The organism is Flavobacterium restrictum (genome assembly GCF_007097245.1).
Taxonomy (GTDB): Bacteria; Bacteroidota; Bacteroidia; order Flavobacteriales; family Flavobacteriaceae; genus Flavobacterium; species Flavobacterium restrictum.
Map to the genome: position 1 here is coordinate 110,683 of NZ_VJZT01000003.1, position 25,079 is coordinate 135,761.

Here is a 25,079-nt window from a genome sequence, read left to right on the forward strand (position 1 = left end):
TATGGGATTTTTATTGTTGCACATTACAAAAATAGTTAGTTTTGTCGAACTATTTACTTAAGATTTAATTAAACAATATTTGTGCCAAACTATTCGAAATGAGTAAGAACTTAACTACAAGAGCAGAAGATTATTCAAAATGGTATAACGAGTTAGTCGTAAAAGCCGATTTAGCAGAAAATTCAGGGGTTAGAGGGTGTATGGTTATTAAGCCGTATGGATATGCCATTTGGGAAAAAATGCAAGCAGAATTAGATCGCATGTTCAAAGAAACGGGACATCAAAACGCCTATTTTCCTTTATTCGTGCCCAAAAGCATGTTTGAAGCAGAAGAAAAAAATGCCGAAGGGTTTGCCAAAGAATGCGCTATTGTAACTCATTATAGATTAAAAAACGATCCCGATAAACCGGGGAAATTAATGGTAGATCCTAATGCCAAACTCGAAGAGGAATTAATTGTTCGTCCTACGAGTGAAGCAATTATTTGGTCTACATATAAAGGTTGGGTACAATCTTATAGAGATTTGCCGTTACTTATTAACCAATGGGCAAATGTGGTGCGCTGGGAAATGAGAACACGCTTGTTTTTGCGTACCGCAGAATTTTTGTGGCAAGAAGGGCATACCGCTCACGCTACTCGTAAAGAAGCCATTGAGGAATCCGAGCAAATGATGCATGTCTATGCTGATTTTGCCGAAAATTTTATGGCAATACCCGTTATAAAAGGATTGAAAACGGAAACAGAACGTTTTGCAGGTGCTGATGAAACCTATTGTATCGAAGCATTAATGCAGGACGGAAAAGCACTTCAGGCTGGAACATCACATTTTTTAGGACAAAATTTTGCAAAAGCATTCGATGTGAAATTTGCAAATGCCGAAGGAAAACAAGAATACGTTTGGGGTACCTCTTGGGGAGTTTCTACTCGTTTGATGGGTGCCTTGGTCATGACGCATTCGGATGACAAAGGATTGGTTTTGCCTCCTAATTTAGCCCCAATTCAAGTGGTGGTCGTGCCAATTTATAAAACCGATGAACAATTAGAAACAATTACTGCAGTTGTGAAACAATTAGTTTCGGAATTTAAAAAACAGCGAGTAACCATAAAATTCGACGATAGAACTACTCAAAAACCAGGATTCAAATTTGCAGAATGGGAGCTAAAAGGAGTTCCAGTTCGAATTGCAGTGGGGCCAAAAGACATTGAAAACGGTACTTTTGAAGTGGCAAGAAGAGATACTTTGACTAAAGAAGTAGTTTCTAAAGACGAAATTGTGACCTACACTACTGATTTATTAGCGCAAATTCAAAAGGAATTATTCGATAATGCTTTGAATTATAGAAATACACACATCACAGAAGTGAATAGTTTTGAGGAATTCAAGAGCGTTCTTGATGGTAAAGGAGGCTTTGTTTCAGCACATTGGGACGGAACAGCAGCTACCGAAGAAAAAATCAAAGAGTTGACCAAAGCTACTATTAGATGCATCCCGTTGGATAGAGTGGAACAAGCGGGAAGCTGCGTGCTTACTGGGGCTGCGTCAGTTGGAAGGGTGTTGTTTGCGAAGGCGTATTAAAAAAAATATTTTTTTTTTGACTCTACTATTGCGCTTCTCAAAAATAGTTGTATTTTTGCATCCGCATTAGAGAAGCAAGGCCCGTTCGTCTATCGGTTAGGACGCATGGTTTTCATCCATGTAAGAGCGGTTCGATTCCGCTACGGGCTACTAATTCTTTTTATGCTGCTTAAATTTCTAAACTTTTTAGAAAAATGGCCCGTTCGTCTATCGGTTAGGACGCATGGTTTTCATCCATGTAAGAGCGGTTCGATTCCGCTACGGGCTACAAATTCAATTGTAGTAGATTGAAAATAACTTAGAAGGAATGGTCCGTTCGTCTAGGGGTTAGGACGCCAAGATTTCGTCTTGGTAACAGGGGTTCGATTCCCTTACGGACTACAAATAGAAAAAATAAATAAGTCAAAAAAATAATAAAATGGCAAATCATAAGTCAGCTCTAAAGAGAATTAGAAGTAACGAAAAGAGAAGAGTATTAAACAGATACCAACATAAAACTACTCGTAATGCAATCAAAGCATTAAGAATAGCAACTGATAAAGTAGATGCTGCGTCTAAATTGTCAAGTGTAATTTCTATGATTGATAAATTAGCAAAAAAGAATATCATTCATGATAACAAAGCTTCTAATTTAAAATCAAAATTGACAAAGCACGTTGCTAAATTGTAATAATTTACTCTTTGCATTATATAAAAAAGCTTCTAATTTATTTAGAAGCTTTTTTTTTTGTTACGTATTTTACTCTAGTTTGTTTTTGACGTATTCTAGCATTGCAATTGATATTGGTTTAGACAAAAAATCAATAACCATTGGGTAAGTTCGGGCTCTTTCTAAATCTTCGGGGTCTATTGTTGAGGATAAAACAATTATTTTTATGGAATTGAAGTCGGAATATTCGGCGGTGTTAAAATGATCCAAAAACTCCCAGCCGCCCATTATAGGCATGTTGAGGTCTAGGAAAATCAATTGTGGACTTTTGAATCCTTTGCCTTTGCTTAAGTATTTAAGTTCGTTAAAATGTTGCAGTGCAACCTCACCATTTTGAGCACTTATTATTTCGTTTGAAAATAATGATTTTGTGATTACTTTTTTGCAAAGCATCATCGTTATGGGGTCGTCATCAATGCACATGATTAATTCAAACATTTTATTTGTTTTTAAATGTTAATGAAAAAATAGTTCCTTTGTTTACTTCGCTTTCTATGCTTATGGTTCCCCCCATTGATTCTACTTGGGATTTGACCAAATACAATCCAAGACCTTTGCTGTCTGGATAATTATGGAACCTTTGGTATAATCCAAAAACTTTGTCTCTATTTCTTTCTAAATCAATTCCTATTCCGTTGTCTTTGAAAGTCAGGATAATATAATTGTCAATTTGTTTGGCGTTTATGGCTATTTTTATTTTTTTATTTTCGGATCGGTATTTTATAGAATTGGTTAGTAAATTTAGTAAAATACTTTCGATGTACGCTTTGTTCGTGTATAAAAAGGAAACGTCATTGAAATTAATTTTTATGATAGGTTTGAGAAATTCGATTTGGTAACTAAGTTGATTGAAGGTGTTTTCGAATATGTCTTTTAGTGAAATAGACTCTTTAGGGATGGAAAGATTGTCTTTTATAACAATGACTTTTACTAAATCGCTTATGGTTTCGTTTAGTAATTGTGTTGATTTTTTGAATCCATTTAGAATTTCTTGTAACTCTGGATCCTCAATCGTAATGTCTTCAAGTAAGTTCAGTAGTCCAGTAAGGTTAGATAAAGGTGCTCTTAAGTTGTGCGAAGTAATGTAGGAAAACTGTTTTAAATCTTTATTGTTTTGAGTCAATTCTCGTATTAGTTGTTCTTTTTCTTTTTCTTGTTTTCGTTCATCGGAGATGTCTCGTTGTATCGAAACCCAATGCGAAAGCTCGTTATCGCTGTTGTAAATAGGAATCATCGAGAAGCGAACCCAGTATTCGTCTCTATTCTTTTTGTAACTAATAGTTTCAATTTGGCATTCTTCTTTGTTGTCAATTGCCTTAATTAGTTTTTCGTACTCTTTCATATCTGATTTTGGACCAATAAAAATATTTGGAGATACTCCAATTATCTCATCGTATTGGTATCCAGACATATTCGAAAATTCGGGATTTACATATACAATTAGAGGGATTTGTTGTTCTTTGGAAGCGGCTTTTGTAATTACAATCGAATCTTTGGCTTGAGTGATTACGGTTTCTAAAAGTTTAAGGCGTTGTTCTTCCTCTTTTTGTTTGGTAATGTCTTGGATGGCTCCAATCATCCGGATGGCTTTCCCGTCTTTATCTTTTAATAAAAAACCTCTATCTAGTACGTATTTATAGGTGTTGTCAGCACATCTAAAACGGTATTGATCTTGCCAATTTTCGGTTTTTTGTTCTATAAAGGAATAGAGTTTAACAGACATTTTTATGCTGTCCTCTGGATGGATTTTATCAAACCACCAAGTGGAGTTTTCGACTACTTGGTCTTTCTTGTATCCAAAAATAACTTCGATCCCTTTATTCCAAGTAATGTAGTCTTCTTGAATTTTCCAGTCCCAAATGGTGTCGCTGGTTGCTTTGGAAACGATATCGTATCTTTCGTTTGATTCTTTTATTTTGGTGTTACTGTTTTTTAGTTTTTCAAAAATTCTATTGTTTCGAATGTCGTTTTTTGATAAAATAAAATGGTATAGTATTGCTGTAAAAGCGATTAGTATAATGTCCTTGATAAAGCTGTAAAATGCGTAATGAGTGGGTAGGCACTTCAAGAGTAATTTATGACAAATAATAGCCATAAACAGGGAGAAAAGGATGTAGAATATGGTTATTTGATTGGTTTTATTTTTCATTACTCAAATATAATTAAATATTATGAAACTATTAAAAGCATTCAAAATTATTGAGAATTATTTTTGAAATCGGGTTTTAAAGTTGCTTTTTTACTACTAATAAGTTAACAAAACGGCAAACTATTGTATAAAGGTTTTTTATATCAAAATAAAGTGTACCTTTGCACCCACAAAAAATCACAGATGGAAGCTATTAGAAACATTGCAATTATTGCCCACGTCGATCACGGTAAAACCACTTTGGTTGATAAAATTATGTATCACTGTCAATTATTTCGTGACAACGAAAATACAGGTGACTTAATCCTTGATAACAACGATTTAGAGCGCGAAAGAGGTATTACCATTACTTCAAAGAATGTTTCGGTAGTTTATAAAGGAACAAAAATTAACATTATCGATACTCCTGGTCACGCTGATTTTGGTGGAGAGGTAGAGCGTGTATTGAACATGGCGGATGGTGTTTGTTTACTAGTAGATGCTTTTGAAGGACCAATGCCACAAACTCGTTTTGTATTGCAAAAAGCAATCGATTTGGGATTAAAACCTTGCGTTGTAATTAATAAAGTGGATAAAGAAAACTGTACTCCTGAAGAAGTTCATGAAAAAGTTTTTGACTTAATGTTTGAATTAGGTGCCGAAGAATGGCAGTTGGATTTTCCAACCGTTTATGGTTCAGCCAAAAATAACTGGATGTCTGATCATTGGGAAAACGTAACTGATAATGTAGAAGCATTGTTAGATATGGTTATCGAAAATGTTCCTGCTCCAAAAGTATCAGAAGGAACACCACAAATGTTGATTACCTCATTAGACTTTTCAGCCTTTACAGGTCGTATCGCTATTGGTCGTCTTGAAAGAGGTGTTTTGAAAGAAGGAATGCCAATTTCTTTGTGCAAAAGAGACGGTACAATAACTAAATCTCGTATCAAGGAATTACACACTTTTGAAGGATTAGGTCGTAAAAAAGTACAAGAAGTAATTGCGGGAGATATTTGTGCCATTATTGGTGTTGAAGGTTTTGAAATTGGGGATACTATCGCTGATTATGAAAATCCAGAAGCGTTGAAAACTATTGATATTGATGAGCCTACAATGAGTATGTTGTTTACTATTAATGATTCTCCTTTCTTTGGGAAAGAGGGTAAATTGGTAACTTCTCGTCACATTAGAGAGCGTTTGACAAAAGAATTAGAGAAAAATTTAGCCATGAAATTGGGTGAAACTGATTCGGCTGATAAATTTATGGTGTTTGGTCGTGGTGTACTTCACCTTTCTGTTCTTATCGAAACGATGAGAAGAGAAGGATATGAATTGCAAATTGGTCAACCACAAGTTATCATCAAAGAAATTGATGGTAAAAAATGTGAGCCTATTGAGGAATTAACCATCGATTTACCAGAATCTCTTTCTGGAAGAGCGGTAGAGTTTGTTACTTTGCGTAAAGGTGAAATGTTGAGTATGGATGCTAAAGGGGAACGTATGATTATAAAATTCAACATTCCATCTCGTGGAATTATTGGATTGCGTAATCAATTGCTTACTGCTACTGCTGGTGAGGCTATCATGGCACACCGTTTTATAGGATATGAGCCTTACAAAGGAGAAATTTCTGGACGTAATAAAGGTTCGTTGATTTCTATGGAAAAAGGAAAAGCAATTCCTTATTCTATCGATAAATTACAAGATCGTGGTAAGTTTTTTGTTGAACCAAATGCTGAAATATACGAAGGTCAAGTAATTGGTGAAAACTCTCGTGGTGATGATATGTGCGTGAACGTAACCAAAGAGAAAAAACAGTCTAACGTTCGTTCTTCTGGAAATGATGAAAAAGCAAGAATTATTCCTCCAATTATTTTCTCTCTTGAAGAAGCATTAGAATACATTCAAAAAGATGAGTATGTTGAGGTAACTCCAAAAAACATTCGTTTGAGAAAAATATATTTGACTGAAACTGATAGAAAAAGATTCAAATTCTAAACGTTTTTTTATTTACTATTCAAAAAATCCCAAATTCCTATTGCTGGAATTTGGGATTTTTTTTTGCTATAATTTTGTATATTTGTACTTTAAATCAAGAAATTATGGGACTAGTGTATGTTGATATTGAATTGATTAATGCCGAAGATCTAACTTTGGCTAAAAATCATATCATTGGCGAGGATGATGTTAAGCGTATGACCGTGAATATGCTTGTAGATTCTGGTGCGTATAATATGTGCATTAACGAATCGATTCAAGAACAACTTGATTTGCCTTTTGTTGAAAAACGAAAAGGGATTCTAGCTAACGGTAGTATCGAAGAATATGATGTGGTTGGTCCTGTTCAAGTGAAGTTCAAAAACAGAAAAACGATATGTTATGCTATGGTTTTGCCTGGTAGTAATGAACCGCTATTGGGAGCAATCCCCATGGAAGATATGGATGTTTTGATTCATCCACAAAGACAAGAATTGATTGTAAATCCAGATCATCCGTATTATGCTCAAATGTCGTTGAAGGGAATAAGAAGTTAGTTTAGTGTAGTATTTTTAGCAAAAATCCCAAATTCCAGCAATAGGAATTAGGGATTTTTTTTTTGGGGAAACTGTTTTCGCTTTACGGGTGCGTGAGGGATAGGAGCAATCCGCCATGCGGAGCGGATAGCCCGACCTCATTTATAACAGGCGCAACTAAGCAGTTACGAGAGAGCGCCTGTTATAAATGAGGTCACGCCCAAATTATGATTCGAAGGGTATTACCGTTTTAGGCTAAAATGACCTTTGGCTTCTCGACCTTCTTCTAGTTTTATGGTAAACCAATAGTCATCGCTGGGGAGTGGTGCTTTGTTGTAAGTCCCGTCCCAACCTATGCTGTTAGGAGACAATTGCTTTATTAATTTGCCGTAGCGATCAAAAATGTAAATAACGGCATTTTTATAAATAGGGGAATTAATTCCTTTTAAATTCCAATAGTCGTTGTAGCCATCATTGTTTGGGGTGAAATAAAATGGTGCTTCGAGTACGGCTACACTTTGAAAAATAGGACCGCAATTACCTTCCTTATTTTTGATTATTAGTTCATGAAAACCTCCTGGGACATTATCAAAAACAGGTGAGTTTTGTAAAGCGGTGGTATTCCCATTTTGATATTTAATGGCGTAAAGATAATTATCCGGGTTGGTTACATTAACCGTTATCTGGTTGTTGGGCTGTAAATCTTGAATGGCAATGCTATTTATTTTGGCGAGATGGGATAGGGTTACTTTGCAAACTCGGGTGGCGGTACAACCTGACTTGTTGGTAACGGTTACGCTATAATCCCCTTCTTTAGTTACGCTAATTGTGGGTGTCGTTTCACTAGTTGACCATAGAAAAGTATAGTCCGTTGGAGTGTTTGGTGGAGTAAGTCCGGCATTGAGTAGGAGTGGGGTGGCGTCGTCTTCGCAAAGGATTCTATTTTCGGATGGTAGGATAACGGGTGTAGAATCTACTAGGAGCTGTAGCTGTCCTGTGCCGTAACAGCCGTCATTGTTTTCGGCTCGAATGAAGATTGTCTTTGCTATTGAAATATAGCTTCCTATAAGTTCGTTAGTTCCTAATGCTGCATCTTTTGGATTTTCGTAAAAAAACAAGCGCACATCAGCGGGTAAGTTCAATTCGGTTAGGATTGTTGCTTTTTTTAGCTCTAAATTGAAGGAGGCGTTTGCATTCCCTAAATCGCAAGCATGAAAAGAACTTGGCTGCAAATCGTTGTTTTTATTGGCGTGCAGGATCACAGTTGCTAGGGAGTAACAGGAAGAATTGGGTTGGGTAACTTTGGCATACACTATTTCGTCAGGAATGGTGTTTTGGTACAAAAGCGGAAGCGATTCGGTGTTGGTTTTATCGGCATCAGCTTCATTTATACTGTGGTAGTAAAATACATCATAGTCTTTGTTTCCTAGCGCAATAGGCTCATTGGCCAATGCCAAATTAAAGGTTGACAAGCCATCCATAGGGAAAGCATCTTGGGTATCGCATTGAACGAGTTTGTGGGTGGTTGCGAGCACCTTTGGGGTTTCATAAATGGTAATTGTTTTTTCAAGCGGTTCTCTCGTTTCGCCATTTATGGTTTTTATTAAAGTGACTTTGTAATCGCCTGGTGTTTTATAAATATGATGCGCATCCAGCGTTGTTGCTGTAGTTCCATCGCCAAAATCCCAAAGAACACTATCGATTTTTTCGACTGAATTAACAAAAAAATGAGTGGATTGTCCCAAACAATTGAATTCATAACTAAACGCATATAGAAACAAAGAGGTTATAAATGGTGGCAATCCTAAACGAGCTACTTTTCCGTTTAAGCTGATTTGGTTTTGCAAAAAATTACAAGCCGTTCCATCTAATTCGGGATTGTTTATTACGGATAAATGATCGCTACCATCCGAAGAAAAGGGGTATCCAGAGCGGTATATTTTTTCGTCTATTGCGAGTTGCAAAGCGCCTGCCACATTGCTTGACGAATTTACGGTAGTATTAGAAGTAGCGATATTGGCACTTTTTAAATTAAATTGCAGTAGCGAGCTTCCTAACGTAACTCCATTTGTATCGAATTTATTTATGGTTACGTATAGCTTTTTTGATTTAGCCGAAAATTCTAAACCATAGGGATTACTGCCACTCAATAGGGAAAGTCCATTGGTTAATTTTCCGGTTTGTGCATCAAAATCAAAGAGCCAAACGTTGCCAGTATTTCGTTTAATTTCATTTTTGGGACCTAACTCACTCGTGGGTCTTGTGGCGGTATTGGCAATAGCTACCTTTTTCCCGTTTGGAGACGCTTTTAGATATCCAATAGCATTAAAAATATAACCACCTGTTGGTATGTTGAGCGGTGTAGTGGTTACTATTGGTTTTTTATCAACGCCTTTTGTATCAATTTTGAACGCGTAGAAATTGTTTTTGAAATGGGTTATTACCCAAAACGAAATCCCATCTGAATGTTGTACGGCTGTTATTTTTTCGGAGGATTTGTATTTTACTTCTTCGGAATCATTGGGATTATAGGTCGTTAATGGAACGTTTTTTTCGGTTGCAACGATATCGCCTTGACCACCATTGAGCCTTAAATCGACCAAGGAATAATTCAGTCCATTATTGGGGGGGTCTTGGTCATTTAGCGGATTGTCATCGACATTTTTTGGATTTGGTTCATCAACTGTAAAAATATAATAGAAATTAGGGTTACCCGGTTTTGGAACAATAATCGCAGATTGTGTACTTGAATTGTGTCCTAATAATCCAAAGCCATTTGGCATAACCTGATGCAATTTGTCATAAACAATGGTACCATCAGTATAAAAAAGCAGGTTCCCATTTTTATCCGAAATGGTTGTACAGCCCTCGGCGGTATAAAGTTGCCCATTGGTAACTGCTACTGGACTTCCGGAATTAAAATCCAATCCAGCATTATTACCAAAGTACCAATTAGCCGCTTCTTTTTGAGAAAAAGCAGGAATTGAAAAAAATAGTAGTGTACTTACAATAAATTTGAAAATGTTCATATTTTCAAAAGTAATTTTTTTAACACAAAATAATTAATGTTTCTTCTTGATTTTGAGTAATTACCATAAACTTTAACGTTTCAAACTAAAATGTCCTTTTGCCTCTCGGCCATCCTCTAGTTGTACGGTGTACCAATAATCATCTCCTGGCAACGGGTTTCCATTTGATGTTCCATCCCATCCCTGACTATTAGTTGGAATTTTTGCTATTAATTTTCCGTAACGGTCAAAAATATAAATAATGGAATTGGAATTAAAGTCTGCGTTGACTCCTTTTACAGTCCAATAATCATTGAATCCGTCGCCATTTGGTGTGAAATATTTAGGAACGCCCACAACAGCAATGACTTGGCTAATGGTGCCACAACCGTTTTTGTCATAAATAAATACTTCGTGAATTCCTGCTGCTACATTATCGAAGAAATTTGATACTTGAAAAGGGCCTGTTCGCTCGTCTAAACTATAACTGTAATCGCCTTTACCACTCACATTTACCGTTACCGAGTTTACGGCTGTTAAATCAACAATTGTTAGGGAGTCAATTTTAGCAATATCGGAAGCGGTAACTACAATGGTTCTTGTTCTACTGCAACCCAAAAATGTATTTACAGTTACGGTATAAATTCCTTTGGTATTTACTTGGAGTGTGGCATCAGTTTCATTGGGTAAAAGGATTTCGTCTTTTTTCCAAGTATACGTAAAGTTGCTTGTTGGACTTCCGTCTAGAATCCCTGCATCGAGTTGCACAAAGAACGTTGGCAAATTAGAACATACCAATTTATCGTCATCGCCAGTAAGATTGATATCAATATTAGGCAAAGGATTTACAATAAACTGCAAGATGGTTTGCTCTGGGCATACTGTATTTACTAGATTGGTTACAATAGCAGTTACGTTTTGAGTGGCTGTAACAAAGGGATTTGGCAACGGACTAGATAGTGGTTTTCCATTGGCATCCAAGTAAGTGACGGTCATTCCTGATTGTCCTTTTAAAATGTCATTTTGAATTGTAGTGGTGTCAAATCGATTCGAACCATCGGTATCGCTTGGGGATTCATCATCGCATGCAGCGGGTATCACAACAGGATGTGCAATGGGATGTGCAGTAACCGTAAAGCGAATGGTAGTTTCGTCATAACAGGCAATTCCATTGGTGGTATTGGTGCTTGCATTGGTAATTCTTGCTTTTATAGTTTGTGAACGGGTGGCAAAAGTACTAGGGAATGGACTGGGTAGTGGATTGTTTTTTTCGTCCAAATAGGTAACAATTGCATTTTGTCCTTGCACTAACTGTGTTTCTAAATTTGAGGTGTCAAAACCAAAAATGCCGTCATTGCTGCTATCATCACAGGCTACATAATCAGGAATTGTATGGGCTATTGGCAAATTTTCGACGGTTAAAGTAATGAAGTCGCCTAAACCAAAACAGGCATTACCGATGGTGCTGTCAACACGTACCCAAATTTTTTGTTGGTTAGGATAGCCTACATTTCTATAGGATGAAATGTTGCTGATGGGATCTATTTCGGCTAGTGCATTAATTTGATTACGGTAATATTTAATGATGTAATTGCTGCTAGGAGCGGGAAGTTTATTTTGAATATCCGCAATAACATTACTGAAATCAAAAGTTGCAATGCCATCTCTATCCGTATTTGAGGCATCTACATAATCATCACAAACGGTAAACGAACGCTGAAAACTGGAATTAATTTGTGTAGCTGACACCACTAATTGTAGTTCACTAGTTGTAAAACAACCATTTGCATTTTCTATTCTTACCCAAATGGTGCGGCTACTAGTACGATACGCAGTTGGTGTTGGGATTTTGGTAGTACTATCATTGGCATTGGCACCAGCAAAAGTTTCAAAATAACTGAATTTTTCGAGTTCATAATTGACTGAAATGAAATCATTTTTTTCGGTTAAATTAAAATCCGAAATACCATCGCTGTCATCATCGCATTGTTTTAATGTAATTTGAGGAGCTACAATAGGCAAGGATAACGTATGTAAGGTTGCAAAATCCGAGAATTTTTCGCAGGAATTTCCAGTTCTATGCAACAGCACTCGGTAGCGATAGCCTTCCATTGCGGCCGTTACTGTTAGGGATACTTGTGCAGTATTGACACCAGTATAAGTCGCATCATTTGTTAAAACATTCCAATTAATGCCATCGCTAGAAACTTGCCATTCAAAAACATCGGCGTTGGTAGCAATGGTAAAAGTGGCGCTTTGATTCCAACAATTCAATTGGTTTTGAGGCTGTGTTGTAATGGTTATGGGGGCACCAAGAATATAATTACCGTTTGGAGTTGTATAGCCATTGGTGCTAGTTACAACACCATTCGTGTCAATGATTACGGGATTATTACCTAAATACCCATCAAAATTAGGATCCAAGAATCCTGCTTCAATGACATCATTGCATAGATCATTATCGCTGTCTAAATCCAGGTAATTAAAGCGACCATCGGCATCGGTATCTACAATTGGAGTTTTTAATATGCCACTATCGGGACTGGTTTCTAGGGAGTCAAACAAACCATTTGTTCCAAAGGCATTGAGCAATCCGTCAATAATGCCGTCACTATTGCTGTCCATTGCGCTACTTCCTGATTCGGTTACATCATAAATTCCGTCATTGTCACTATCTAAATCTCGGTTGTCTGTTTTTAGAACACCATTAAAGGCATCGGAATCTGTATTTATAGGAGTCAATCCGGGTTCAAAAGCATCGTCTAAACCGTTTTTATTGGTATCCGTTCCTGAAAAAACGTGGCTTATTTTTCCTTGGGCTTCCATAGTATCTGGTATGCCGTCGTTATCGCTGTCAATATCCAATACATCTGGAATTGCATCCAAATCCGAATGAACCAAATTCGTAGTGCTGATCATAAAAATCGCTTTGTTCGCAGTCGTATCCGATAAATTATGATGAACAAACGTCACCGAATCAGTAAGATAACTTGAAATCGAAAACTGACTTGCACCGGGTACTAATGGCAGGGTACTCTTGACACGGAAGCGGATTTCAAAAGAAGAAAATTCGGTTACGCCACTTTCATAAATGCCATCATAATTGGTATCAATTAGCAATTCGTTCAAAGGATCTAGTATGGTTAGCGTTTTGTCTTTTGGCACACGTAGTATAAAATCACCATCAGCATTAGTGTATTCTGAAGGGTTTGTTGTTTGTGTTGCGTCTAATGGAAGGTAGCTAAACCGAATGGTTTTTGGTTCATTAAACTGCAATGCGTAGCTCACATTTTCGGATTTTCCTGCTGGAACTTCGGAGACAAATCCGTAGGTTGGTTTACCTATTATGCTGCCAGTTCCAGAAATTGTTCCCGTATAATTGGTTCCTGTTATGGTATTCGATTGGTTTAGAGAAGTAATTTCGGCTTCCATGGAGTTGAGAATTCCGTCGTTATCCAAATCAATATCGATATTATTATTGGTACCATCAGTATCCGTGTCCAAAGGGCAATCGCTTACCGGAATTTTATCCGAAAAAACATCGCTTACACAACCTGAAATACTTCCTTTTACTTGATAATACCCCGATGCTGTTGGGGTGTAGGTGCTTTGTGTAGCCGATGGAATTATAACATCATTTTGATACCATTGAAAAGAATCGTAAGCGGATAGGCTACTAATTTTGAGAACGATATTTGGAATACAAGACGAAGCTCCTACCGAAATTTTATCGGTTACAATTTCTGGCTTTAAATCAAAACCCGAATAATAACCGCCGTAGGTCGCAGCACCATTGGTTCCAAAATACGAAACATAGACCTGTTTTGTTGATTTGACAGCAATATTCCCTGATAAATTATTAATGGTGTAACGAACAAAATTAGGATTTCCAGTAATGGGAATAGGCGAGCTGGAGATGGGATTGTTGTTTATAGTAACCGTTGCACCCGTTTCGGTAACAATATTCAAACCACCACTAAAAACGACATTCCCTACGGATTGGATTTCGGGAATATTGTCTACAATTCTTGGCGTAGAACAGTTTATAGGAGGGACAAAAAACATATTTTGATTGGCCGGTGTAATCGTTCCAGCAATACTTTGATATGCAAAAACGTTTTGTGTACTGGTAATGTATAAATTTCCATTGTCAAAAAAACTGCCATCTATGACTTTGTATTCCCCTTTGTTAAGCGTTGCAAATGGAGTCGTGCTACCATTAGCAAAAAGTTGGGTTTGATCCACATTGGCAATTAACAAAACCCGTTCTAGCTCATCAGTTCCTATGCCTTTTACAAAAATGTATTCCTTGCCCGTACGCTCAAAAGGAACAATTTGGTCAAAACCCACATCCCTTCCAGTTGGACTAGTAAAACCATCTTCATCAATTCGGGTTACCGTACTATTGCTTCCGCAAAATGAGCCAGAATTGACAACAACCGGTTTATCAGTTTCGACTAAAGCACCTATCATTTTGGCACTATTAGAAAGTGTTCCCGTATTAAGATAGTTTTTTAATGCCAAAACAAAACTTTCATTTTTATTTAAAGTTACTTTTATGGGGCCATTTACTAGGGTCCCGTCGGATAAAATGGTACCGTCTGGAATATTAGAAATGGTTACTTTTGTTCCGTTTTCAGTAGACAAAATGGAAGCGAAATTCAATAAAGTGGTGTCATACAAAGGATTTAGCATCGCACCCAACCGAAACGAATTTCCCAAAGCACTATTTCCTTTGGACACTAATCCACCAGCGTGATTGTAAGATCCGTTGTCATTTAAACCCGCATTAATCCGAACACTTACATACACTAAATCTTCGGCTTCAATGATATACCCTTTGTTTTTTACGATTCCGTTAGTAGCGTTGGGCGTGCATAATTGGGTGTCGTCACCTTGTCCTATCGAATAAATAAATGGAGTAGTATTGCTCACGGTATGTGTAGAAACGGTACCGCCAATGGCTATGATTTTAAAATTAACGACTTTAGTGCTCGGTGTAGAAACATACAAATAATGGTCTTCGGCTAGACCTGCACTTGCCACTATGGGCGGTATGTAATGTGTTTTACTAAATTGTGAAAAACAGGTACTCGATAAAAGTATAAAGTAAAGGTAGGCAATTTTTTTCATCGTATAAAAATAATAAAAATTGCCTTATCTTTTTAATGAAAAATGTCCTTTTGTAGTACCACCATCAGCAAATTTTAGGGTAAACCAATAATCATCCGCAGGCAGTGCCACTCCATTAAAAATTCCATTCCAACCGCTGCTTTTATTCGAAAATTCGTATATCAGTTTTCCGTATCTGTCAAAAATAATTCCAGTTGCATCGGGTAGTATACTCCAGTTTTGAATATTCCAATTGTCATTAATTCCATCGCCGTTGGGTGTAAAATAATGAGGATAATCCAAAACATAAACGGTGTAAGGAGCCGATAATCCACAGCCATTTTTGTCTTTTGCATACGCAAAATAATGCCCAGCAGCCACATTAGTAAACAAAGGGTTGTCTTGAAAAGTAACCCCATCAAGCGAAAATTCATAATTGCCAGTTCCAGTATAAGCTATCAAAACCGTATTTTCTTGACCCTTGAAATCCGAGCTAGTGACGTTGGTAATTGTTGCCACTCCAGATGGTTTTAAAGTATATTTTTTGGTTCGTTTGCAACCATTTCCATTAGTTACGGTAACCGAATAATTGCCAGATTGGTTTACGGTTATGGCATTTGTTTTTTCGCCCGTGTTCCACAAATAGCTCAAAAAATCGGGTGCAACAGTCAATTGTGTGGCCCTTTGTTCGCATAAAGCTTTGGTTTCGTCTTGAAAATTTGGTGGGTCAAAAAGAATTACTTTGATTGTTATGGGAATAATCCCGTAACAATCGGCAGCATTTATAATACGGGCATAAAGGGTTTGCTGGTACGGAATGGTGTTTTTGAATAAATTTGGCACGGCATTTTGCTCAAGAGTAGCATCCGAAGCACTTAAATAATAGGTGATAAGTAAACCGCTTGGCAAACCATATAAAAGTGTTGGTGTTACTTGGGCATCCAAATCAAATTCAGCCAAACCATCGGCAATAGCATCGGTGTCACAGGTAGAAATAGGACTTGGAGTCACCATTTGATTGGTAGCAATTACCAGTTTTATTGGTTCGTAATCAACGCAGCCAAAAGAGTTCGTGACTCTAGCAACTGCTATTTGATCCTTGTTCGTATTGGTGTAATTTGTTGGGTTTGCAATGGTGTTTTTATCAGTTTGCGCATCAGCCATATTGGGATAATACTCAATTTTCAAAAGACCTGAACTGTTGTTGTTTATCGCTACAGCTACTTTTGTCAAGTCAAAAATTGTTTTTCCATCTGCATCAGTGTCGCATTGAATTAATGTCGTGGGTTGCAACACAATTTGGGGAGTAAATTCTATTTTTATGTCATCGCTAACGGTGCAAGTAGTAGCCAGAATCACATCAACTTTATAAACACCAGAATCGGTAACTTGGTAGGAAGGACTTTTTTCCAAAGGCAATTCAACTCCATTTTTGTACCATTTATAAGTGTTTGTTGCGGCTTGTTTGGTGTCAATTAACCAAGTGTCGCCATAGCAAATGGGATTCTTATTCGCGATGGTTCGATCGACTCCCAAATCTATTTTGGCGTCAAAACTACCTGCTTCAACAAAAACAGCCGAATCAAAATACGCATTATCATCATCAGCAATGACTAATTTTACATGATACGTTTTACCAGGAATGACCGTAGTTTGGGCATTCATTACTTTGGTCTGTCCTGCAAAATTTAGCGGACTTTCGGTTGGATTGTAGCCATTAAAAAAAGCTTCGTTTACCGCATCGCAACCGGGTATCAAAAAACCATAAATGTCCAGTGAAGAATTGATTTTGGGATGAATTTTTATCGAAGAAACAGGAACTGCCGTTGCTGGAATTACAGCTAAATTAGAATAATTTTCGGAACTGCCTTTTTCTTTTATCAAAAAAGCAAATCCATCGGAATAGACACAAGGAAAATGATATTGGTATTCATTTGACGCAAAAATATAATTGAAACTAATGAAGTTAGTCAAGGCGGTAAAATCAAATTCCAGTGCAGTAGTATTCACACTCGAAATCCCTAATATTTGATCTAAATCACGGTCGCCACCCCATTGCGAATCCCCGCCACCTCGAACTCCACTTACAAATGGGCCTTTAACAGTGGCGCTTGAGGACGTGCTCAAAAAAATACCACTTTGTAGCGGAAAGGCACTTGTTCCTGCTTTAAAAAAGCCATAACTTTTTTGATTAGGGGTGTACAAATCCCCTTTTTCAGTACTATTGCTTACCGTTATACAGCTGCTATTGACCAATACGTTTTCGACAAGTTCCTTGGCCGTATAGCTGTCGTCAACTTGAATATATTGCGCTGTTCCAAGGTAGAAACAACATAAAAATAAGGCACTTAAAATTGATTTCCTGCATATCATAGTGCCACAAAGATACTATAAATCTCTATTTTTTAATAATCGAAAGGAAAGGTAAACGAATGCAAATGTCCAAACCAAAACAATCAAAATACTAGTAAAATGAACGCTGTAATCTATGTTGTTTTCAACACCAATTTGTGCTCCAATGGTTTTTACAATCGACAATCGGGAGAAGGGTTCCTCGATTAAATTTGACATGGATTGTAGCGGAAAAAATTGGGTAATATAACCTGCAATTGGACTGTCTGGAAAAATTCTAAAAGTCAAAATTCCTTTTATAATGGTTTCTACAATGGATAAAACTAATAAAAATCCCAAAGCAAAAGCAGATCGCTTCACTAAAATTCCAAGGAATAAACAAAGAGAAAAGAAACCCATTAATTTCACAAAAAAGGCAATTAAATAGTCTAAATCAGAGAAAATAATACCAAATTCAGTGTAAGAGGAAAAACACAACCCCAAAATTAAGCTCATTACAAAAACAAATGCGGTAGATGCCAAAGCAAAAACTACCACCGTTAAAAATTTAGATAAAACGAATTCTTTCTTGCTCATTCCATCAATTAGATTCTGTTTCAAAGTACCATAACTGTATTCATTTGCCATCATTGAAACGATTACAATGGCCAAAAATAATTTCAAAATTGCCGCAATGTACGTGTTGAAATGCCAAATAAAAGGAAAATTAAAAATCCCCATTTCGGCAAGGTGGAATTTAAAAACCCCCAAATCAAATTTTATAGAGGCAATTAATGCAATGAACGAAAGGAGTATGAAATAAGTTAAAGTCAAGACACGACTGGCTTTATTCAACCAGATTTTTTGTAATTCTATAGCGAGTAATCGTTTCATTTTAGGAGGAGTTTAGTTTTTTTTATTTTTTTTAAAATTGAAATTGCCATTTATCGTTGAAATTGCCATTGCCATTGAAATTGCCATTAAAATTGTCATTGCCATTGAAATTGAAATTGCCATTGAAATTGCCATTTATAATTACTTCTTTGTCAATTCCAAAAATTGTTCTTCAAGGCTATTTTTTCGTTTGACCAAATGGTTGACACTAATATTTTTTTCGAATAAAAAGCGGTTTAGGTCACTGGCTTTTAAATCTTTTTTCAAATAAACAAAAAGTTTACCCTCTTCAGAATTGATTTTTTCGATATCGGGATGCAATTGCAATACCGCCATCAGGTTTTCGGTATCATCGGCTTGAAGTTCAAAGAAACCCTCGTTGGCAGAGATAGCGTCGACTAAACCGGAGTATAAAACTGCTCCTTTTTGCAAGACTACAACATGGGAGCATACTTTTTCGACTTCGTCCAATAGGTGCGAAGCCAGTAAAATAGTGGTTCCTTGTGCCGCGATATGTTTGATAATGGCTCTAATTTGATGAATTCCTTGCGGATCCAAACCATTCGTAGGTTCGTCAAGAATTAAAATTTCAGGATCATTCAACAATGCTGATGCAATGGCTAAACGTTGCTTCATTCCCAACGAGAAAGTACTGAATTTGCTGTCTTTTCGTTCAATTAAACCTACTAATTCGAGTTTTTCCTCAATTTTGGTATAATTAATATTTTTGATATTGCACACCAATTTTAGGTTTTGCTCCGCCGTCATGTACGGGTAAAAATTAGGTCGTTCTATAATAGCTCCTACTTTTTTGAGTGCATCATGCGTGGCTACTTTCCCGTCAAACCAACTGTAGGTTCCCGAAGTTTTATTTACCACATTCAAAACAATACCAAGAGTAGTCGATTTTCCGCTACCGTTAGGGCCTAAAATGCCGTAAACGTTGCCTTTTTTAATTTCAAAAGTCACGTTTTTTAATGCTTGCAAACGACCGTATCGCTTGTTGAGGTTTTGGATGGTGAGGATAGTTTCCAATAGCTTTTGTCTTTTAGTTTCCAGTAGGACGAGTAACCGCTAGTTTTGTTACCAGCCAATAGCAAAATACTGTAAATTTGTACCAAATACATTCAAAATGAGCGAGCCTTTAATGGTTTTCAAAAAACCATCCTATCCTATAATTCATCAGTTGTCTGACTATTTAGAACGCTTTGATCGCATTTCAAAAGTGCCTATTTGTTATGACGATTTGCTTCGGTTTTCGGGTTCGATTACCGTTTATGACAAGAACGATCAAGATACTTTATGGATTCGGGTGTATTATAATGAGTTCGAAAGAATGGAAATTGACCTTACCCTGAAAAAAATCTATTCGCTTTTGCATTCTGATGGAAATCTTGAGATTATCAAATTTTTGAATGTTGATGCCATAGATTATTGCACTTTTGGGAACTCAAAACCGTTCCGAATAAAAGTCAGAAACATTTTGAATGACAATTATACGCATTTTTATATCAAGAAAGCCGATGCTTCTCGGGTTTATGGTCTCGAATTAGAGCACATTCTCTCGCCAGATAAAATCAATTTTTTGGTCTATAACGATACTTTAATCGAAGAACATATTATAGGTATTCCAGGTGATATTTTTATGAAAACCCTTTTGCAGCAATGCACCGAAATCGAAAAAGCCCAAATCGCCAAGGAGTTTGTCAAGTTCAACGAGCGGTGTATGATACGCTTACTGGGCGACATGCGTGCCTACAATTACGTGATTGTGCCTACTCATGATTTTGACCATGTGGTGTATAAAATTAGAGCCATTGACTTTGATCAGCAGTGTTTCGAAGGGAATTTTAAGGTGTATCGGCCCCAGTTTTTCAAGGAAAATTATCCTATGGTTTTGTTAGTCAAGGATAAATTGCAAAGCAGTTCGATTGAGCAATATAAGGACGAGGAACGCTCCGCAATGGCCAAACGGATTCACTCTGCCGAGAATAGAGTCAAGCGATTGTTGCACATTATGACTCAAGATTCGATTTCATTGGATGCGAATATCAATAAGTTGAAAATAGAATTGTATCAGTACACGAACGATTTGAATTTTAAAAACGCCAATTCTATGGGGAATATTATGACTGCCACCTTTGAGTTTATTACTAGAAATTTCAAGAATACAAATCCCTTTAAAACGGATTTTTAAACTATTTTAATTATGAAAAATTCCTGTGTTATTATTAGTTTGCTTTTTTTATTGGCTTGTCAAAAGGACACTTCGGTGTTAGAAACTAAATTTCTACTTCCCAAAAACCTAAAAGAGGTTTCGGGAATGACCTACGATACCGCTACAAAATTGTTGTGGGTTCTTGAAGATAGTGGCAATACCAATGTTCTTTATGCACTCAATTCCAATACAGGAACAGTCGAAAAAAGCCTTCCTGTTTTGAATACTAAAAATATAGATTGGGAGGAATTAACCAAGGATACAGCGGGGAATGTATACATTGGCGATTTTGGCAATAATGATAATGTGCGTCAAGATTTGTGTATTTACAAAATTGCAAAGTCAGAACTGAATAAAAGCCAAGCGCAACCTGCCTATAAAATTTCGTTTTCGTTTCCCGAACAAACGGATTTTCCGCCCAAAAAATCAGCAATGTTCTATGATACCGAAGCTTTTTTTGAGTACCAAGGTTCTTTTTATCTTTTTACAAAAAACCGAAGCAAAAACTTTGATGGTACGTCCTTGGTGTATAAAATTGCTAATAAACCGGGTTTGCAATCTGCTAGATTAATAGGAAAGTTAAAAACCTGTTCTAATTATAATAGTTGCCAAATAACGGGCGCCACCATCAGTCCTGATGCGACCCAAGTGGTTTTGTTGTGCCACGACAAAGTGTTTGTTTACGAAGGTTTTACAGGCGATAATTTCCTAAACGGAAAACGCTCGCAATATGATTTGAATCATTTTTCCCAAAAAGAATCCATTTGTTTTTTAGATTCCAATCAAATTCTCCTTGCCGATGAGCATTCCAAAGGATTGAAAGCCAAAGTTTATGCCACTTCGCTAAAAAAATTAAAATCCAAATCCTAACCCAAAAGAAATTCGGGCTTCTTCCTCGGGGCTTTTAAAATAGGTTATTCGAGCGGTTACTACATTCAAAGCATTGAGCCAAACGCCGCCTCCAATGGCATTGTGCCACCTTCTAGATTGGTCATTCGTTGTCCAAACGCGACCATAGTCAACACCGCCTAGAATGCCGTAGGACATTGGGATCACGCTTCGTTTTATTTGTCCAATGCTCCAGCGGATATCCATGCTTTGATAAAAGGATTGTTTGCCCAGAAAGCGTTCGTTTCTATACCCTCTTAAATCATAATCACCTCCCAAAGCGGCTCCTTGATAAAACTCGAAATTGTCGTTGAAGAGTATTTTTGACTTGATAATAGTAGCCAATACAATTTTGCCATTGCGATCCAACTGGTGGTTGAAATTGATTTTACTTTCTAATGCCGCAAAGTTTTGTTGGGTCAAATCGGTATTCATTTTCCAACTTCCCATCACCGAAAATCCAAAACCCATAGACGGAAAAGCGGGTAAATCATAATTTTCAAAACTGTATTTCAGGGTCGCTCCAGCAAATTTTTGTCGGTCAAAAACAGCTGGATTTACAGTACCAGGCACATTGACAAACCGATTCTCGGTTGCGGCAACGGTGATGCGTTCAAAAGTCGTTGCTAGTGCGATTTCGCTCCCCATTCGTCCCATTTTTTTGATTGTTGGCGCAATTTTAAGCGTTCGGAGTCGGACTCTATTGTAATCCATTCCGTAAATATCATCCTCGTTTAGAGTTTCATTTCCATACCCAAAATAATTAATGGTAAAATTGGGACTGGTATATTTTGTTTCTAAATCAAGATTCCATTTTCCAATTGTTTTTGGGAAATGGGCGGTGTACAGCAACTCGAAACCATTGGTTGCAAAAAAATAATTGGCTGTCAAAATGTGTTTTTGTGTAAACGGATTTTGCTTAAATCGGTTCACGGTATAGCTGGAAATAAAACCTAATTTTACCCCATCATCGGGATTATAACCTCCAAAAGGCAATCCAGCAATGGCATTGTATTTTGGTTTTTCGTAATTATAAAAATTGGTTTCGTAATCGTCGGTTAGGATTTTTCGGGTTTTAGCATCGATTTCGAAGGTGTTTTTTTTGGTTTTAAAATCATAAACAACAACTTGTTTTCCGTTGTTGATTGTATAAGTATCAGGATCAGCACCACCGAGTAATCGGACGGTTATTCCTGATTTTGAATTGTCTTTTACTTCAAAAGTGTCCTCGTTGTCCAATCCATAAATCCAAACGGTTTTGGTTTTTGGAGCGGTAAATTTTTTGGTGTATACAAGTGTTGTCGTGTCCTTTTTGATGCTGTAAACGGCAACTTCAAGTTGGTTTTTGGCAGGCGATGAAAGAATAAATTTGTCTTTTTTATTGGTGCCCACAATCAATACTGTTTTTTGTAAAACTGCATAATATTCTTTGGCATACCGCTGTAATTGTAGTTTTCTAACTTTTAATTGTGCTTTTATTTTTTCAATAGTGGCATCTTGCACTTCTTTTGGCAAATTGTCAAAAGCTCGGTCAATAGCCGCATCCGAGAGGTTGTCTTGAATGTATTTGGCCTGTACAATCCAATCCTTTTCGACAGCAGTTTTCAACAAAGCCAAGTCTTGGGGATAGGGTTCGCGATTGAACCATTTTACATTCTTAATATCAGCATCAAAGGTTTGCATGTGGCGTAATGCGGGCATTTTCATCAATAACGAAAGCAAATTCCCGTCGTATTTGTTAAACGCCTGATCCCGATCTTTAGGAATGGGTTTGTATATTTTGTTGTCACCATCCTTGAATTCGCTCCAACGCCATTGGTCGCTATGCCGATCCCAATCGCCTATTAACATGTCAAATAAACGGGCTTTGATATAGGCATTTTCGTCGATTTTGTATTTTTCGTCTTTATGTAAATTTTTCAATACGTCTTCGGTACTGATTATTTTATTGGGATTGTCAAACAGTTCTCCTGCTTTTTGGCTGTCACTTGGTCGCTCTTCAAGAAGGTATAATTCATTGCCGTAAGTGGCATTAAATCCTTTTAAAGCATTGTGTTTCGGGATGTAAAACAGTTTTGGATTCGTGTGATAGACACCAATTTTTTCGGCTAAATTGCCAACTGCAAAAGGCGTATAGGGGTGCGAAGTGGTATAAAAATCAAACAAAAAATCCTCGGCATACGTGTTTTCAAAATCGGTTACAACATATTGGTCTTTAAACGCTACCGATTGCAGGAACCGAGTGGCGCTTTTTTTCAAGGCACGCATCACGTATTCTTTTCCGTCTTTGTCAACGAGTTGTAAGGAATTTGACTGGTGTCCGCCACCCGCTCTTTTGGGTTGTAGTCCGCCGTACAAAGTGTCCAGCGTAGCGGTAGGTACGGTTACAGGAGTGCTGTAAACTTTGCGAAAATGAGTGCCAAATAAAAAGCGGTAAAAACCATTTTTTTGAGTTTGTTTTGCGCTGTAAATCGTTGCCGTAGTGGTTTTTGGGAACGAATTAGTTGGCAACGGAACAAAAACTTCATTGGAAGGCAAAATAGTGGTTTCAAAAAGTAATTTTTCATTTTGATGGGCATTGCCATAAAAAGCGGCTTTTGCACCTCCATTTTCATAAATAGAAAGTGCTACATAGCCATTTCCTCCATAGGAGAAATCGTTAGGAAAAACAGCTTTTGCCGCCTCTGATTTTGACCCTGCACCACTTATAATTTGTTTCACATTATCATGGTCAATGTATTGTAAATTATGATCGTGACCAGAAACTACGACAACATTTGTATAACTTTGCAGCAGCGTTTTGATGCGTTTTACAAAAATAGTATATTGCTTGTTTTGAATGTCTTGTGGACTAATTCCAGATGTTTTTCGTAAAATATTGATAAACGAACCTACAACTGGCAACGGAATTTTTTGTTCCAATGGAAAGAGTTGCTTTGCTACCGAAAATTGTCCGCCATGAGTGCCGTTGCTCATCAGCGGGTGGTGCATGGCGAGAACCACGTTTTTGTCTTTGTTTTTATTCAAAAGATCTTCTAATGCATCAAAAAAATCTTCTCTGGTTTTAATGTCCACATCTTCATTTATGGTGGGATTTTTGTCCCAATCTTCTAGAAACCATTGGCTGTCGATAGCAATTAACAACAGGTTGGAATTGATTTTTACACTTTCAATTGGGCCATTTTTTTGAGGCAAAAAACTTTTTTTATCCTTCAAATACGTGGTCACTATTTTTGATTGTCGCTCTAATCCCTTGATGCCGCTGTACCAATCGTGATTTCCAGGAATGAAAATGGTATTTCCTTTGAAATTATCGGTTAGTTTTAATTGATTGTTTAGTTTGGTTTCGGCAATTTTTCTGGCTTTTGGATTGTCGTTATTAGGCATTCCTTTGGGGTAAATATTATCGCCTAGAAATAGTAAGGTGCTGTTTTTATTGGCTTTGCCTAATCTTGTAGTAAGTAAATTTAGCGTTTGTTGCGGTAGTACTTCGTCCGCATTTCCGGCATCGCCAATAAGGTAGAACGTATGCGCAATTCTAGCTGTATCCTCACCGTTTGTAGTGGCTTCCGTGTGGCTTGATTTCCCAAATTGTGCGTGGTGTGTTGCACAAGATTGGAAAATAAAAATAGCTAGCAGAGTCAAATACGTACTTTTAGCACCAATAAAAATTTTATTCCAAAACAATTCCATAATTT

General features: G+C 37.0%; 15 protein-coding genes and 3 tRNA genes. 9 read left to right on the forward strand and 9 right to left on the reverse strand.

Annotated features, from left to right (window positions below; all coding sequences use genetic code 11):
• The first annotated feature begins 98 nt into the window (after positions 1–98).
• The 5 genes from proS to rpsT all read left to right on the forward strand — a co-directional run bounded on the left by proS (position 99) and on the right by rpsT (position 2,247).
• Positions 99–1,577 carry a proline--tRNA ligase gene (proS, locus tag FNW21_RS04320; RefSeq protein WP_144255518.1) on the forward strand — a complete coding sequence of 493 codons (1,479 nt, stop codon included), beginning with the start codon at positions 99–101 and terminating at the stop codon, positions 1,575–1,577.
• Between the two features lie 78 nt (positions 1,578–1,655).
• Positions 1,656–1,727, forward strand: a tRNA-Glu gene (locus FNW21_RS04325).
• A gap of 46 nt (positions 1,728–1,773) precedes the next feature.
• Positions 1,774–1,845 (forward strand) — tRNA-Glu (locus FNW21_RS04330).
• Between the two features lie 41 nt (positions 1,846–1,886).
• Positions 1,887–1,958, forward strand: a tRNA-Glu gene (locus tag FNW21_RS04335).
• 37 nt (positions 1,959–1,995) lie between these two features.
• A complete protein-coding gene (rpsT, locus tag FNW21_RS04340) occupies positions 1,996–2,247 on the forward strand; it encodes a 30S ribosomal protein S20 (protein WP_144255519.1) in 252 nt (83 codons plus the stop codon).
• 69 nt (positions 2,248–2,316) lie between these two features.
• Here rpsT and FNW21_RS04345 read toward each other — a convergent pair whose 3' ends face one another.
• Together FNW21_RS04345 and FNW21_RS04350 are read right to left on the reverse strand one after the other, a co-directional pair.
• On the reverse strand, positions 2,317–2,724 hold the full coding sequence (locus tag FNW21_RS04345; RefSeq protein WP_144255520.1) for a response regulator: 408 nt from the start codon (positions 2,722–2,724) through the stop codon (positions 2,317–2,319).
• A 1-nt stretch (position 2,725) separates the two neighbouring features.
• A complete protein-coding gene (locus FNW21_RS04350) occupies positions 2,726–4,435 on the reverse strand; it encodes a PAS domain-containing sensor histidine kinase (protein WP_144255521.1) in 1,710 nt (569 codons plus the stop codon).
• Positions 4,436–4,618: 183 nt separating this feature from the next.
• Between FNW21_RS04350 and typA the strand changes: the two genes are divergently transcribed.
• Positions 4,619–6,415 carry a translational GTPase TypA gene (gene typA, locus FNW21_RS04355; protein WP_144255522.1) on the forward strand — a complete coding sequence of 599 codons (1,797 nt, stop codon included), beginning with the start codon at positions 4,619–4,621 and terminating at the stop codon, positions 6,413–6,415.
• Between the two features lie 104 nt (positions 6,416–6,519).
• Positions 6,520–6,951: a clan AA aspartic protease gene (locus FNW21_RS04360; RefSeq protein ID WP_144255523.1), complete on the forward strand. Its 432-nt coding sequence runs from the start codon at positions 6,520–6,522 to the stop codon at positions 6,949–6,951.
• A gap of 221 nt (positions 6,952–7,172) precedes the next feature.
• Here the strand turns inward: FNW21_RS04360 and FNW21_RS04365 are convergent, their stop codons facing one another.
• From FNW21_RS04365 to FNW21_RS04385, 6 genes are all read right to left on the reverse strand, one after another.
• Positions 7,173–9,959 carry a T9SS type B sorting domain-containing protein gene (locus FNW21_RS04365; protein ID WP_144255524.1) on the reverse strand — a complete coding sequence of 929 codons (2,787 nt, stop codon included), beginning with the start codon at positions 9,957–9,959 and terminating at the stop codon, positions 7,173–7,175.
• Between the two features lie 72 nt (positions 9,960–10,031).
• The gene (locus FNW21_RS04370; RefSeq protein ID WP_144255525.1) at positions 10,032–15,071 is read right to left on the reverse strand and encodes a T9SS type B sorting domain-containing protein; all 5,040 of its coding nucleotides are present in this window, start codon (positions 15,069–15,071) and stop codon (positions 10,032–10,034) included.
• 24 nt (positions 15,072–15,095) lie between these two features.
• Positions 15,096–17,423 carry a T9SS type B sorting domain-containing protein gene (locus FNW21_RS04375; protein ID WP_144255526.1) on the reverse strand — a complete coding sequence of 776 codons (2,328 nt, stop codon included), beginning with the start codon at positions 17,421–17,423 and terminating at the stop codon, positions 15,096–15,098.
• 15 nt (positions 17,424–17,438) lie between these two features.
• Positions 17,439–18,275, reverse strand: coding sequence for an ABC transporter permease (locus FNW21_RS04380; protein WP_144255527.1), 837 nt, complete (start codon positions 18,273–18,275; stop codon positions 17,439–17,441).
• Positions 18,276–18,287: 12 nt separating this feature from the next.
• A complete protein-coding gene (locus FNW21_RS16665) occupies positions 18,288–18,410 on the reverse strand; it encodes a hypothetical protein (protein ID WP_262710610.1) in 123 nt (40 codons plus the stop codon).
• A gap of 6 nt (positions 18,411–18,416) precedes the next feature.
• Entirely contained in the window at positions 18,417–19,310 is an 894-nt protein-coding gene (locus tag FNW21_RS04385; protein ID WP_144255528.1) for an ABC transporter ATP-binding protein, read from the reverse strand.
• Positions 19,311–19,407: 97 nt separating this feature from the next.
• Here FNW21_RS04385 and FNW21_RS04390 point away from each other — a divergent pair, with 97 nt between their 5' ends.
• Positions 19,408–20,472, forward strand: a complete 1,065-nt coding sequence (locus tag FNW21_RS04390) for a hypothetical protein (protein WP_144255529.1) — start codon at positions 19,408–19,410, stop codon at positions 20,470–20,472.
• Between the two features lie 12 nt (positions 20,473–20,484).
• A complete protein-coding gene (locus FNW21_RS04395; RefSeq protein WP_144255530.1) occupies positions 20,485–21,363 on the forward strand; it encodes a hypothetical protein in 879 nt (292 codons plus the stop codon).
• Here FNW21_RS04395 and FNW21_RS04400 read toward each other — a convergent pair.
• Positions 21,346–25,074, reverse strand: coding sequence for a metallophosphoesterase (locus FNW21_RS04400; RefSeq protein WP_144255531.1), 3,729 nt, complete (start codon positions 25,072–25,074; stop codon positions 21,346–21,348). The two genes, FNW21_RS04395 and FNW21_RS04400, sit on opposite strands and share 18 nt — an antisense overlap.
• Positions 25,075–25,079 lie beyond the last annotated feature (5 nt).

What these genes read in the sequence shown, in the direction of transcription:
- proS (WP_144255518.1), top strand. Translation starts at nt 99, where the DNA reads ATGAGTAAGAACTTAACTACAAGAGCAGAAGATTATTCAAAATGGTAT.
- rpsT (WP_144255519.1), top strand. Translation starts at nt 1,996, where the DNA reads ATGGCAAATCATAAGTCAGCTCTAAAGAGAATTAGAAGTAACGAAAAG.
- FNW21_RS04345 (WP_144255520.1), bottom strand. Translation starts at nt 2,724, where the DNA reads ATGTTTGAATTAATCATGTGCATTGATGACGACCCCATAACGATGATG.
- FNW21_RS04350 (WP_144255521.1), bottom strand. Translation starts at nt 4,435, where the DNA reads ATGAAAAATAAAACCAATCAAATAACCATATTCTACATCCTTTTCTCC.
- typA (WP_144255522.1), top strand. Translation starts at nt 4,619, where the DNA reads ATGGAAGCTATTAGAAACATTGCAATTATTGCCCACGTCGATCACGGT.
- FNW21_RS04360 (WP_144255523.1), top strand. Translation starts at nt 6,520, where the DNA reads ATGGGACTAGTGTATGTTGATATTGAATTGATTAATGCCGAAGATCTA.
- FNW21_RS04365 (WP_144255524.1), bottom strand. Translation starts at nt 9,959, where the DNA reads ATGAACATTTTCAAATTTATTGTAAGTACACTACTATTTTTTTCAATT.
- FNW21_RS04370 (WP_144255525.1), bottom strand. Translation starts at nt 15,071, where the DNA reads ATGAAAAAAATTGCCTACCTTTACTTTATACTTTTATCGAGTACCTGT.
- FNW21_RS04375 (WP_144255526.1), bottom strand. Translation starts at nt 17,423, where the DNA reads ATGATATGCAGGAAATCAATTTTAAGTGCCTTATTTTTATGTTGTTTC.
- FNW21_RS04380 (WP_144255527.1), bottom strand. Translation starts at nt 18,275, where the DNA reads ATGAAACGATTACTCGCTATAGAATTACAAAAAATCTGGTTGAATAAA.
- FNW21_RS16665 (WP_262710610.1), bottom strand. Translation starts at nt 18,410, where the DNA reads ATGGCAATTTCAATGGCAATTTCAATTTCAATGGCAATGACAATTTTA.
- FNW21_RS04390 (WP_144255529.1), top strand. Translation starts at nt 19,408, where the DNA reads ATGAGCGAGCCTTTAATGGTTTTCAAAAAACCATCCTATCCTATAATT.
- FNW21_RS04395 (WP_144255530.1), top strand. Translation starts at nt 20,485, where the DNA reads ATGAAAAATTCCTGTGTTATTATTAGTTTGCTTTTTTTATTGGCTTGT.
- FNW21_RS04400 (WP_144255531.1), bottom strand. Translation starts at nt 25,074, where the DNA reads ATGGAATTGTTTTGGAATAAAATTTTTATTGGTGCTAAAAGTACGTAT.